12 protein-coding genes are annotated in these 10921 nt (G+C 68.0%); all 12 read left to right on the forward strand.

Features of this window, described 5'->3' with window-relative positions:
* The first annotated feature begins 147 nt into the window (after positions 1–147).
* The 12 genes from ACFVWG_RS36585 (at position 148) to ACFVWG_RS36640 (ending at position 10746) form a co-directional block, all read left to right on the forward strand.
* Complete coding sequence (locus tag ACFVWG_RS36585) at positions 148–261, forward strand: lasso RiPP family leader peptide-containing protein (protein ID WP_391548072.1); 114 nt, start codon at positions 148–150, stop codon at positions 259–261.
* Between the two features lie 151 nt (positions 262–412).
* Positions 413–2242 carry an asparagine synthase-related protein gene (locus ACFVWG_RS36590; RefSeq protein WP_391548073.1) on the forward strand — a complete coding sequence of 610 codons (1830 nt, stop codon included), beginning with the start codon at positions 413–415 and terminating at the stop codon, positions 2240–2242.
* Positions 2239–2496, forward strand: coding sequence for a lasso peptide biosynthesis PqqD family chaperone (locus ACFVWG_RS36595; protein ID WP_391548074.1), 258 nt, complete (start codon positions 2239–2241; stop codon positions 2494–2496). The genes ACFVWG_RS36590 and ACFVWG_RS36595 overlap by 4 nt, the downstream gene beginning before the upstream one ends.
* Positions 2493–2921, forward strand: a complete 429-nt coding sequence (locus ACFVWG_RS36600) for a lasso peptide biosynthesis B2 protein (protein ID WP_391548075.1) — start codon at positions 2493–2495, stop codon at positions 2919–2921. Before ACFVWG_RS36595 ends, ACFVWG_RS36600 begins: the two co-directional genes overlap by 4 nt.
* Complete coding sequence (locus ACFVWG_RS36605; RefSeq protein ID WP_391548076.1) at positions 2914–3453, forward strand: MauE/DoxX family redox-associated membrane protein; 540 nt, start codon at positions 2914–2916, stop codon at positions 3451–3453. Before ACFVWG_RS36600 ends, ACFVWG_RS36605 begins: the two co-directional genes overlap by 8 nt.
* A 3-nt stretch (positions 3454–3456) precedes the next feature.
* Positions 3457–4377: an ATP-binding cassette domain-containing protein gene (locus tag ACFVWG_RS36610; RefSeq protein WP_391548077.1), complete on the forward strand. Its 921-nt coding sequence runs from the start codon at positions 3457–3459 to the stop codon at positions 4375–4377.
* A complete protein-coding gene (locus ACFVWG_RS36615; protein WP_391548078.1) occupies positions 4374–5201 on the forward strand; it encodes an ABC transporter permease in 828 nt (275 codons plus the stop codon). The genes ACFVWG_RS36610 and ACFVWG_RS36615 overlap by 4 nt, the downstream gene beginning before the upstream one ends.
* Positions 5202–5367: 166 nt before the next feature.
* The gene (locus ACFVWG_RS36620) at positions 5368–6888 is read left to right on the forward strand and encodes a CoA-acylating methylmalonate-semialdehyde dehydrogenase (protein WP_391548079.1); all 1521 of its coding nucleotides are present in this window, start codon (positions 5368–5370) and stop codon (positions 6886–6888) included.
* Between the two features lie 6 nt (positions 6889–6894).
* A complete protein-coding gene (locus tag ACFVWG_RS36625; RefSeq protein ID WP_391548080.1) occupies positions 6895–8028 on the forward strand; it encodes an acyl-CoA dehydrogenase family protein in 1134 nt (377 codons plus the stop codon).
* Entirely contained in the window at positions 8025–9086 is a 1062-nt protein-coding gene (locus ACFVWG_RS36630; protein ID WP_391548081.1) for an enoyl-CoA hydratase/isomerase family protein, read from the forward strand. The genes ACFVWG_RS36625 and ACFVWG_RS36630 overlap by 4 nt, the downstream gene beginning before the upstream one ends.
* Positions 9083–9973: a 3-hydroxyisobutyrate dehydrogenase gene (gene mmsB / locus ACFVWG_RS36635; protein WP_391548082.1), complete on the forward strand. Its 891-nt coding sequence runs from the start codon at positions 9083–9085 to the stop codon at positions 9971–9973. The genes ACFVWG_RS36630 and mmsB overlap by 4 nt, the downstream gene beginning before the upstream one ends.
* Positions 9970–10746: an enoyl-CoA hydratase gene (locus ACFVWG_RS36640; protein WP_391548083.1), complete on the forward strand. Its 777-nt coding sequence runs from the start codon at positions 9970–9972 to the stop codon at positions 10744–10746. The genes mmsB and ACFVWG_RS36640 overlap by 4 nt, the downstream gene beginning before the upstream one ends.
* The last annotated feature ends 175 nt before the right edge of the window (positions 10747–10921 follow it).

Consider the following 10921-nt stretch of genomic DNA (forward strand, 5'->3'; position numbering starts at 1 on the left):
TGCGATCAGGAGTGAAAGCGATGTGAAAGGGCCCCGAAAGATTTCCGAACGGATTCCGCAGCGGCCGCTGCCTAGGGTGGTTCTCGAAGTCGCTGATTGGCAATCCTGTCAATTGGTCTCATCGCGAATCGCGTTCTGGAGGCAATCATGCTTGCTTACGAGCCGCCCATGCTGACTGAGGTCGGCAGCTTCGCCGAGGTGACCCTGGGCCGTCCGAGCTGGGGCTTCGAAGCCGACTGGAGCTGCGTCATGCTGTGCTGATCCAGTTCAGCACAGCAGGTTGCGGAACCTAGGCACAGTGGGGTGCCGGTACCGATTCCCGGGCCGGCACCCCGTCCACCTGAATTTCTCTCGGCGATTGCGGAGTCATTGCTTCGTAAATCGCCCGGTAGACCACTTCCGGGGGCCGGCGATGACTTTTCTGATCTTGCCCGACCATGCGACAGCGTCGCGGCTGGCCGAATCCCTCGACTGGCCGGCCGACGCCCAGGTCCACTCTCACCCCGGCAGCGGCCGGCCGTGGCTGGTGGGGCAGCTTCCTGCCAAGGCACTGACCGTCCACCGCGGCCGGAACCGATGCCTGGTGACCGTCGGCGTCACCGAGGCGCCCGCCGACGTCCAGGGCGAACTCGATCGGCTGTCCACACCGGCCGCCGCCGACGCGCTGGCGCGCCGCTTCCCGGGCGACCGGCACGTCCTGCTCTCGATGGACGGTCTGGTGCGTGCACAGGGAACGCTCTCGTCGACCCGGCAGCTGTTCGTCGTCCGGTACGACGGCATCGACATCGCGGCGGATGACCCCGAACCGCTGATCCAGCTGACCGGCGCGACCGTTGACGACGACGCGATCCCGCTCCGGTTGCTGGCGCCGTGGACGCCCTGGCCGTTCATCGACCAACCGTTGTGGCGGGGGATCGCGACCGTCCCGATGGGCGAGCGGCTCGACTGGGATCGCTCCGGACAGGCACGCCGTACAAGGTGGTGGTCGCCGCCGGAGCCTGAACTCTCACTCGCACAAGCCGCGACCTCGACCGGCGAGGCACTTGCCGAGGCCGTCCGGGTGCGCGCCGCTCACACCGACCTGAGCGCGGACCTGTCTGGTGGGCTCGACTCCACGTCGCTGAGCTTTCTCGCCGGACGGCATCAGCGCGGGATCGCGCTGACGAGCTGGGAGGCTGCGAACCCGGCCGACGAGGACCAGTTGTGGGCCGCACGCGCCGCGCAGCAGTTGTCCGGCGTACATCAGGTAATGAGCCTGCAAGACGCGCCCGCCTGGTTCTCCGATCTCGACGGTCATGGCGAGCTGGAAGGGCCGTTCGCCTGGATCCGCACGCGCGGCAAGCTGCGGTATCAGGCCGAGTTGCTCGCGTCGCGTGGATCGAAGCTGCACCTCACCGGGCACGGCGGTGACGAGCTCTACACAGCGACGCAGCTCTTCCTTCCGGCGTTGAAGGATCAGCCGCTGCGAGCCCTGCCGTATGTGAAGGCGTATCGGGCGGTGCATCGGTGGCCGTGGCGCGAGACCTTCACCGAGCTGAACCGATCCGAGACGTTCGCCGGCGGACTCCGTCGTACGGCGTCCCTGGTCGACACCCCGATCGAGCAGTACCTGCGCAAGCCCGAGTTCGGCTGGGGGATCGGCTACCGGATGCCCGTCTGGGCCACCCCGGACGGCATCGAGGGCGCTCGCCGGCAACTGCATCGAGCTGCGGACGCGCAGCCACAGCCGATGTCCAAGCACCGCTGGGTGCACGCGCTGCTGCAGGACGTGCGGTTGTGCGGCGACACGATCCGGCGGGTGTCGCGGTGGACCGAGCGCAGCGGAGTCGCCTGGCACGCGCCGATGATCGATGACGCCGTGATCGAGGCTGCGTGCTCGGTCAGCGCGTGGGACGTCGCGATGCCGGACCGGTACAAGCCGTTGCTGGCCGAGGCTGTGCGGGGCGCGGTTCCCGACGAGTTCCGGACGCGGCGGACGAAATCGGAGTACAGCGCCGACGTGTACGCCGGGGTCCGGCGGATGCGTCCGCAGCTGCTCGAGTTGTGTGCCGACCTGGAGCTGGCTCGCCGCGGCCTGGTCGACGCGGACCGGCTGCGAGACCTGGTGATCCGGCCGCCGCAGACGTCGTTCGCGTTCATGCCGTTGATCAGCACGCTCGCCGTCGAGTCCTGGTTGCGCACGGTCGGCGGCCGCGCCGTACGGAACAACCAACAGCTGACCCGCCAAGGAGGTCTGGGATGAAGTACACGCTGGCGCCCGGAATGAGTTGGACCGACACCGATGAAGGGATGGTGCTGCTCAACGAGAAGTCCGGCAGCTACCTGACCTTGAACCGCACGGGCGCGACCGTCCTGCACGGGATTCTCGACGGAAAGAGCCCGGACGAACTGATCGCCACGCTGCAGGCGTCGTACCCGGACGCGTCCGAGCGGATCGCCGCCGACGTCGGTCAGCTGATGACGTCGTTCGAGCAGACGGGGGTGCTGCGGCCATGACGATGCAGGTGACGCTCGAACACGGCATCCCGGTCGGTCGCTGGGACCGGATGCTCGGCCGGGTCTGTGTCGCGGTGGCGTTCGCGCTGATCAGGTTGCGGCCGGCCAGGCTGCGCCGGGTGATGTCGATCCTGCGGATCGGCGCGCGGCCCGCGACCGGGACCGACGCGTACGGCGCACGCTCGGCCGTCGTCGCGGTGAGCGTGACGTGCGCGGGTCAAGGCTGCTTGCCGCGCTCGGTCGCGACGGCCTTGCGCTGCCGGCTGTCCGGCACCTGGCCGAACTGGTGCACAGGTGCACTGACCGAGCCGTTCCGCGCTCACGCGTGGGTCGAGGTCGACGGCCAGCCGGTCGGTGAGCTCGCCGACGTGAAGCAGTTCCGCAAGCTCATCGAGGTGCCGCCGCGAGGAGGACAGCATGGCTGACTTCATCGAGGTGGCTGCCCGGGCGTTCCTGGCGCTGGTCTTCGTGACTGCGTTCACCGGAAAAGCCTTGACCAAGAACGGGTTTCGGGGGTTCGCGCAGTCGGTGCAAGGGCTGGCCCGGTTGAAGTCCGCACGGGCGGCCGCGATCCTCGCCGGGATCGTCGTCGGTGGTGAGGGGCTGGCTGCGGCGTTGCTGGTCTCGCCGATCGCACCTCGGCTCGGGTTCGTCGTGGGTGGGCTGATGTTGCTGCTGTTCACGGGCGTCGTGATCCGGTCGGTCCGGGCCGGGATCTTCGCCGAGTGCCGCTGCTTCGGTGGACGCGGCGCGATCATGAGTGCCGCGATGGTCGGCCGGAACCTGGTGTTCCTCGTGGTCGCGGTGGCCGGCGCCGTCGTACCGGCTGTTCCGTTGCTGCAGAACCTGCAGTTGGTGCTGCCCGCGGTCGCGCTCGGCCTGCTGCTCGCCTTCCTTGTCATCCGCTACTACAACGACTTCGTCCGGCTGCTCCTGCGCCGGCACTCGACGGTGTGAGCCGTGATCGAGGTCGAGCAGCTGAGCAAACGGTACGGCGACACGCTCGCGCTGTCGTCGGTCGACCTGACGGTCGCGGCCGGTCAGGTGCTCGGGCTCATCGGTCACAACGGTGCCGGGAAGACGACCCTCGTCGAGATCCTGTCGACCTTGGTCCGGCCGACGGCGGGGACCGCGCGGGTCGCGGGTGCGGATGTCGTCCGGTCGCCTGCCCGGGTACGACGCTCGATCGGGCTGACCGGGCAGTTCGCCACCGTCGATGACACGTTGTCCGGGGTCGGGAACCTGGTTCTGCTGGGCAGACTCAGTGGGATCGGACGACGGGCCGCGCGGGTGCGAGCGGGGGAGCTGCTGGAGCAGTTCGGTCTCACCCAGGCGGCGGATCGGCGGGTCCGGACCTACTCCGGTGGAATGCGGCGCCGGCTCGATCTCGCGGCGAGTCTCGTCACCGCGCCCGCCGTACTGTTCCTCGACGAGCCGACCACCGGACTCGATCCGGCCAGCCGGCGCGCGGTCTGGGACCAGGTCGCGCACCTCGCGCAGCTGGGCACGACGATCCTGCTGACCACGCAGTACCTGGAAGAGGCCGACCAGCTGTCCGACCGGATCGTCGTCCTGGCGGGCGGCCGGGTGGTCGCCGGTGGGACGCCGGCGGATCTGAAACAACAGGTCGGTCGTCGCGCGATCGTGGTGCGGTTGCCACCAGGCGCGCCGGTCGGGCGCGTCCTCGAGCAGCTCGCGGGGCGCGGGCTGGATGTTGCCCAACGCAACGAATCTGCCGAGCTGACGGTCGTGGACGCGTCGTCGGCCACGATCGTTCAGGTCGTGCGCGCGCTCGACGACCTCGGGATCGAGGCCGAACGGCTGGAGGTCGCCGAGCCGAGTCTGGACGACGTGTTCGCCACCCTGGGGGAGGCCCGATGACCGTCACTACCGCGCCGCGTCCCATCGTGAGGACGCCGCTGCGCGTGGATCCGGCCGGGATCGGCGTTCAGATCCTCGCCCTGTCCGGACGCTCGCTGCGCACTGTGGTGTTGGAGCCCCGCACGTTGATCGTGACGTTGCTGGGACCGATCCTGCTCGTGAGTGTGCTCAGTCAGCTGCTCGGCAGCCTGTCTACGACGATCAGCTTCCCGGCCGGAACCCGCTACGTCGATTTCGTCGTACCGGCGATCATGATCACCACGGCGCTGCAATCGGCGCTGGGCCTAATCATCACGTTGCTCCAGGACATGCGGAACGGCCTGATCAACCGGCTCCGGACGATGGCGATCTGGCCGGGATCGGTGCTCGTCGCGCACAGCCTGGCCGGTCTGGTCCGGATGCTCCTCCAGCTGACCGTGCTGTCCGTCTTCGCCGCAGTCGTCCTCGGTTTCGACCCGCCGGGCGGCATCCTCGGTACGGCGGCCGCGGTGCTCGTCTCGACCGCGGTCAGTACGGGACTCGGCTGGATCTTCATCGCGCTGGCCTGTCAGCTCCGTCATACCGAACTGGTCCAAGCGATCTCCGGCACCATCACCTTTCCGCTGATCGTCGCCTCGAACGCCTTCGTCCCCGAGGCAGGGCTGCCTGGCTGGTTGCGTCACGTCGTCACGCTGAACCCGGTCTCGCACACCATCACCGCGGCGCGCGAGCTCGTTCTCGGCTACGCGCCTGTTGGGCAACTGCTGGCTGCCTTTGCCGGCGCCGCCGTGATCACCGTGGTGTGCGCGACCGCTGCGGTCCGCGGCCTCAGCCGGCCTGGCTGAAGCCGCGGACCCTGCCCGGCTACTCGGTTTCGGTGCGGAGCTCGCGGGAGCTTCCGGGTCTGTGATCCACGCCCTAGGAAAGTAGTAGGACGTCCAGCTAATTTGTCGCACGCCAAACTAAATTGTTAGGCGAGCCTAAATCGTGAGGCCGTCCTTCGTGGCGGTCATGAGGCGTGGGAGCGAGACGTTGGTCAACGAGCTGAGTCACTTCGTGGCAGGTCGGCACATCGAGGGGACGTCGGGCCGCTTCGCGGACGTCTTCGATCCCAACCAGGGCACCGTGCAGGCGCGGGTACCGCTGGCGAGCAAGGCCGAGGTTGTCGCGGCGATCGACAACGCCGAGCAGGCACAGCTCGAGTGGGCCGCCTGGAACCCGCAGCGCCGCGCGCGCGTGCTGCTGCGATTCCTCGATCTGGTCAACCGCGACATGGAGTCGCTGGCCCGGACGCTGTCGAGTGAGCACGGTAAGACGGTCGCGGACGCCAAGGGCGACATCCAGCGCGGCCTCGAGGTGATCGAGTTCGCCGCCGGTGGTCCGCATCTGCTCAAGGGGGAGTTCAGCACCGGCGTCGGGACTGGGATCGACGTCTACTCGCTGCGCCAGCCGCTCGGTGTCGTGGCCGGCATCACGCCGTTCAACTTCCCGGCGATGATCCCGCTGTGGAAGGCCGGACCCGCGCTGGCTGCTGGCAACGCCTTCGTTCTGAAGCCGTCCGAGCGCGACCCGTCGGTCCCGCTGCGGCTCGCCGAACTGTTCCTCGAGGCCGGTCTGCCGGCTGGTGTGTTCAACGTCGTGAACGGTGACAAGGAAGCGGTCGACACGCTGCTGGAGGACCCGCGGGTGCGGGCCGTCGGCTTCGTCGGTTCCACGCCGATCGCGCAGTACATCTATGAGAGCGCAGCCGCGAACGGCAAGCGCGCGCAGTGCTTCGGCGGTGCGAAGAACCACATGATCATCATGCCGGACGCGGATCTGGACGATGCGGCAGATGCGCTCGTCGGCGCCGGCTACGGCTCAGCGGGTGAACGGTGCATGGCGATCTCGGTCGCCGTACCGGTCGGGCAGGAGACCGCGGATGCGTTGGTCGCCAAGCTGCAGGAACGGATCGCCAATCTGAACGTCGGCCACAGTCTTGACGAGAAGTCGGACTACGGACCGCTCGTCACGGCCGAGGCGCGGCAGCGGGTACTCGACTACATCGGGATCGGTGTCGAGGAAGGCGCGGAGCTGCTTGCCGACGGTCGCGACTTCAGCCTGGCCGGTCACGAGTCCGGCTTCTTCCTCGGCCCGACGCTGTTCGACCGCGTCACCAAAGGCATGCGGATCTACGATGAGGAGATCTTCGGGCCGGTGCTGGTGGTCGCCCGCGCGGAGAACTACGAGGACGCGCTGCGCCTGCCGACGGAACATGCCTATGGCAACGGAGTCTCGATCTACACGCGGGACGGCGACACCGCGCGTGACTTCACCGCGCGCGTCGATGTCGGCATGGTCGGCGTGAACGTGCCGATCCCGGTACCGATCGCGTACCACACCTTCGGTGGCTGGAAGCGGTCCGGATTCGGCGACCTGAACCAGCACGGGCCGGACTCGTTCCGCTTCTACACCAAGACCAAGACCGTCACGCAGCGCTGGCCCTCGGGTGCCAAAGAGGGCGCCAGCTTCGTCATCCCGACGATGAGCTGACCTCTCATGACTGAAGAGCTAGAGGCGATCGCGGCGGCGGTCCGCAAGTTCGCCGAGAGCGAGCTCGCGCCGCACGCCGTGACGTGGGATCAGGACAAGCATTTCCCGGTCGACGTGCTGCGCCGGGCCGGCGATCTCGGACTCGGTGGCATTTGCGTCGGCGAGGACGTCGGGGGCTCCGGCCTCGGGCGGCTGGAGGCCGTGACGATCTTCGAGGAACTGGCGCGGGGCGACACGGCGATCGCTGCCTATGTGTCGATCCACAACATGGTCGCCTCGATGATCGACAAGGCCGGTACGGCGGAACAGCGTGCGCGCTGGATTCCGGGGATGGCCGCGATGACCGACCTCGGAAGCTACTGCCTGACCGAGCCTGAAGCCGGTTCGGATGCCGGGGCGCTGCGCACCACCGCGCGGCGCGACGGAGACGGGTATGTGCTCGACGGGGTGAAGCAGTTCATCTCCGGGGCCGGATCCTCCAGTGTGTACGTCGTCATGGCGCGAACCGGTGGACCGGGTCCGCGTGGGATCTCGGCGTTCATCGTGCCGGGTGATGCGGCCGGTCTGTCGTTCGGTGCCAACGAGCGGAAGATGGGCTGGAACACGCAGCCGACCCGGCAGGTGATCTTCGAGGGAGTCCGCGTTCCGGTCGCGCAGCGGCTCGGTGAAGAGGGCGACGGGTTCGGGATCGCGATGCGCGGTCTGAACGGTGGGCGGCTGAACATCGCCGCGTGTTCGCTGGGCGGAGCGCAGTGGGCGCTCGAGCAGGCGACCCGGTATTTACAGACGCGGTCGGCCTTCGGCGCACCGCTGATCAGCCAGCAGGCGTTGGTTTTCCAGCTGGCGGACATGGACACAGATCTGAACGCTGCCCGCTGTCTGTTGCAGCATGCTGCCGGTGTGCTGGACAACCAGGGTGCCGATGCTGTGAAGGTCTGCGCCATGGCGAAACGATTCGTCACTGACGCCGCGTTCACGGTTGCGAACTCGGCCCTGCAACTGCACGGCGGTTACGGCTACCTGAGCGAGTACGGCATCGAGAAGGTCGTGCGCGACCTGCGCGTGCACCAGATCCTGGAAGGAACCAACGAGATCATGCGACTGATCATCGGACGTGCCCTCGTCGAGGAGGCCGCATGACCGCCCCCGAGGACACACCCGTCCTGGTGCGCCGCGACGGCCGGGTGGGTCACCTCGTCCTGAACCGGCCGAAGGCCATCAATGCGTTGACCCACGAGATGGTGACGATCATCCGCCGGGTACTCGACGAGTGGGCTGCTGACCCCGACGTCGAGACAGTGGTGCTCACCGGCAGCGGTGAGCGCGGCCTGTGCGCAGGTGGCGACATCGTCTCGATCTACCACGACGGCATCGCCGGCGGTACGGCGTCCACGGAGTTCTGGGCCGACGAGTACCGGCTCGATGCGGAGATCGCGGAGTACCCGAAGCCGTTCGTCGCGGTGATGGACGGGATCGTGCTCGGCGGCGGCATCGGCCTGTCGGCGCACGCGAGCATTCGCGTGGTCACCGAACGGTCGAAGATCGGGATGCCAGAGACCGGAATCGGTTTCTTCCCTGACGTCGGCGGCACCTATCTGTTGTCCCGCGCACCGGGTGAACTGGGGACACACCTGGCGCTGACTGCCGGGTCCGTGCGAGCGGGCGACGCCATCGCCGTCGGCCTCGCCGACTGGTACGTGCCAAGCGACCGGCTGCCGGATCTCCTTGCTGCGTTGGCGGTCAAGGATGCGGCAGCGGCCGTTGCCGAGTTCGCCGCTTCGGCGCCGGAGTCCACGCTGGCCGGTGATCAGGAGTGGATCGACCAGGCCTACGAGGGCGACGATCTCGTGAAGATCCACAGCCGGCTGGCGGATTCCGACGTACCGGCTGCGCGGGAGACTGCCGCCGTACTGCTGACGAAGTCGCCGACCTCGCTAAAGGTGACGTTGCGAGCGTTGCGCTCCGCGGCCGACTTGCCGTCGTTGCCCGCTGCGCTCGAACAGGAGTATCGGCTGTCGGTGCGGTTCCACGGTTCGCACGACTTCATCGAAGGTGTGCGGGCGCAGGTGATCGACAAGGACCGCAACCCGCGGTGGTCCCCGGCGACGTTCGACGGCGTCACCGATGAGTCCGTCACCGCCTACTTCGCCCAGCTCGGCGACGACGAGCTTTGCCTGACTGAGGAGAGTGCCCAGTGACTGTTGTTGCCTTCATCGGCCTCGGAAACATGGGCGGTCCGATGGCCGCGAACCTGGTCAAGGCCGGCTATCGCGTGACCGGATTCGATCCGGTTCCCGCTGCACGTGCTGCCGCCGAAGAGGCCGGCATCGAGGTGGCCGCATCTGCTGCTGCGGCGGTTGTGGAAGCCCAGGTGGTGTTGACGATGCTGCCCAGTGGCCGTCACGTTCTCGATGTGTATCAGGGTGCCGACGGGCTGTTGGCCGCTGCGCCTGCTGGAACGCTTTTCGTGGACTGTTCGACGATCGCGGTGGCGGACGCCCGCGCCGCGGCTGAACTTGTCGTAGCCGCCGGACACCGGGCTCTGGATGCGCCGGTTTCCGGAGGGGTGGTCGGCGCTGCCGCGGGGACGCTGACGCTGATGGTCGGCGCTCGCCCGGAGGACCTGGAGGCCGTCCGCGAGGTCCTCGAGCCGATGGCCGGCCGGATCGTGCACTGTGGCGAACCGGGCGCCGGCCAGGCCGCGAAGATCTGCAACAACCTGATCCTCGGCATCTCGATGATCGGCGTCAGCGAGGCGTTCGTGCTGGGGGAGAAGCTCGGCCTGACCCACCAGGCCCTGTACGACGTGACGTCGACGGCGTCCGGCCAGTGCTGGGCGCTCACTACGAACTGTCCGGTACCAGGACCGGTGCCGACCAGCCCGGCCAACCGCGAGTACCAGCCCGGTTTCGCGGCACCACTGATGGCGAAGGACCTCGGCCTCGCGATCGAGGCCGCCGAAGGAACCGGCACGGCTGCGGCGATGGGCGCTCTCGCGGCCGGGCTCTTCCGGGAATTTGCCGATGGCAACGGTTCGGGGCTGGACTTCTCTGCCATCATCAACGAGATCCGGGCGGCATCATGACCGACTACGAAACCATCCTGGTCACCCGCGATGGGCGGACCGCGACCATCACGCTGAACCGTCCCGAGGCGCTGAACGCGCTGAACGCCGTACTGATGAACGAGGTCGTCGACGCGGCGACCGAGCTCGATCGCGACCAGGGCGTCGGCGCCGTCGTGATCACCGGATCCGAGCGGGCGTTCGCCGCGGGTGCGGACATCAAGGAGATGCAGGCGCAGTCGTACCAGGACATGTTCCTGTCCGACTGGTTCACCGCCTGGGACCGCCTCGCCGCCGTCCGTACGCCGTTGATCGCCGCGGTCAGTGGTTACGCGCTGGGTGGCGGTTGCGAGCTCGCGATGATGTGCGACGTGTTGATCGCCGCCGACAACGCCAAGTTCGGCCAGCCGGAAATCACGCTCGGTGTGATCCCCGGCATCGGCGGTTCCCAGCGACTGACGCGCGCGATCGGCAAGGCCAAGGCGATGGACCTGATCCTCACCGGTCGCACGATCGGCGCCGACGAAGCGGAACGCGCCGGCCTGGTGTCACGCGTCGTACCAGCCGAAAGCCTCCTCGAGGAGGCAGCAGCCGTCGCTGCGAAGATCGCCGAAATGTCACTGCCCGCGGTGTACGTCGCCAAGGAGGCCGTGAACCGGGCCTTCGAGACGACCCTCACCGAAGGTCTGTTGTTCGAACGCCGCACTTTTCACGCCACGTTCGCCTTCGACGACCGCACCGAAGGTATGACGGCGTTCGTCGAGAAGCGCCCCGCCAAGTTCACCCACCGCTAACAACGCGCCACCTCGGCCCGGCAAGCACCGCCGGGCCGGGCCGGTACGGCGGGGTGGCTGCTCGTCGATCCGACTGCGGCCGGGGACGTGGGCTTGTGGTTGCTCGCCGCTGCGGCCGATTTACAGTGGCGGGTGGTTGGCGTGGGCGCGTGGCTGAGGGGGATGGTTCGGCCGG

Origin of the sequence: Kribbella sp. NPDC058245, from assembly GCF_042882005.1 — a bacterium.
Lineage (GTDB): Bacteria > Actinomycetota > Actinomycetes > Propionibacteriales > Kribbellaceae > Kribbella.

Bases quoted from the DNA above. Each gene is read 5' to 3' on its own strand.
- ACFVWG_RS36585 (WP_391548072.1), top strand. From the start codon at position 148: ATGCTTGCTTACGAGCCGCCCATGCTGACTGAGGTCGGCAGCTTCGCC.
- ACFVWG_RS36590 (WP_391548073.1), top strand. From the start codon at position 413: ATGACTTTTCTGATCTTGCCCGACCATGCGACAGCGTCGCGGCTGGCC.
- ACFVWG_RS36595 (WP_391548074.1), top strand. From the start codon at position 2,239: ATGAAGTACACGCTGGCGCCCGGAATGAGTTGGACCGACACCGATGAA.
- ACFVWG_RS36600 (WP_391548075.1), top strand. From the start codon at position 2,493: ATGACGATGCAGGTGACGCTCGAACACGGCATCCCGGTCGGTCGCTGG.
- ACFVWG_RS36605 (WP_391548076.1), top strand. From the start codon at position 2,914: ATGGCTGACTTCATCGAGGTGGCTGCCCGGGCGTTCCTGGCGCTGGTC.
- ACFVWG_RS36615 (WP_391548078.1), top strand. From the start codon at position 4,374: ATGACCGTCACTACCGCGCCGCGTCCCATCGTGAGGACGCCGCTGCGC.
- ACFVWG_RS36620 (WP_391548079.1), top strand. From the start codon at position 5,368: ATGAGGCGTGGGAGCGAGACGTTGGTCAACGAGCTGAGTCACTTCGTG.
- ACFVWG_RS36625 (WP_391548080.1), top strand. From the start codon at position 6,895: ATGACTGAAGAGCTAGAGGCGATCGCGGCGGCGGTCCGCAAGTTCGCC.
- ACFVWG_RS36630 (WP_391548081.1), top strand. From the start codon at position 8,025: ATGACCGCCCCCGAGGACACACCCGTCCTGGTGCGCCGCGACGGCCGG.
- ACFVWG_RS36640 (WP_391548083.1), top strand. From the start codon at position 9,970: ATGACCGACTACGAAACCATCCTGGTCACCCGCGATGGGCGGACCGCG.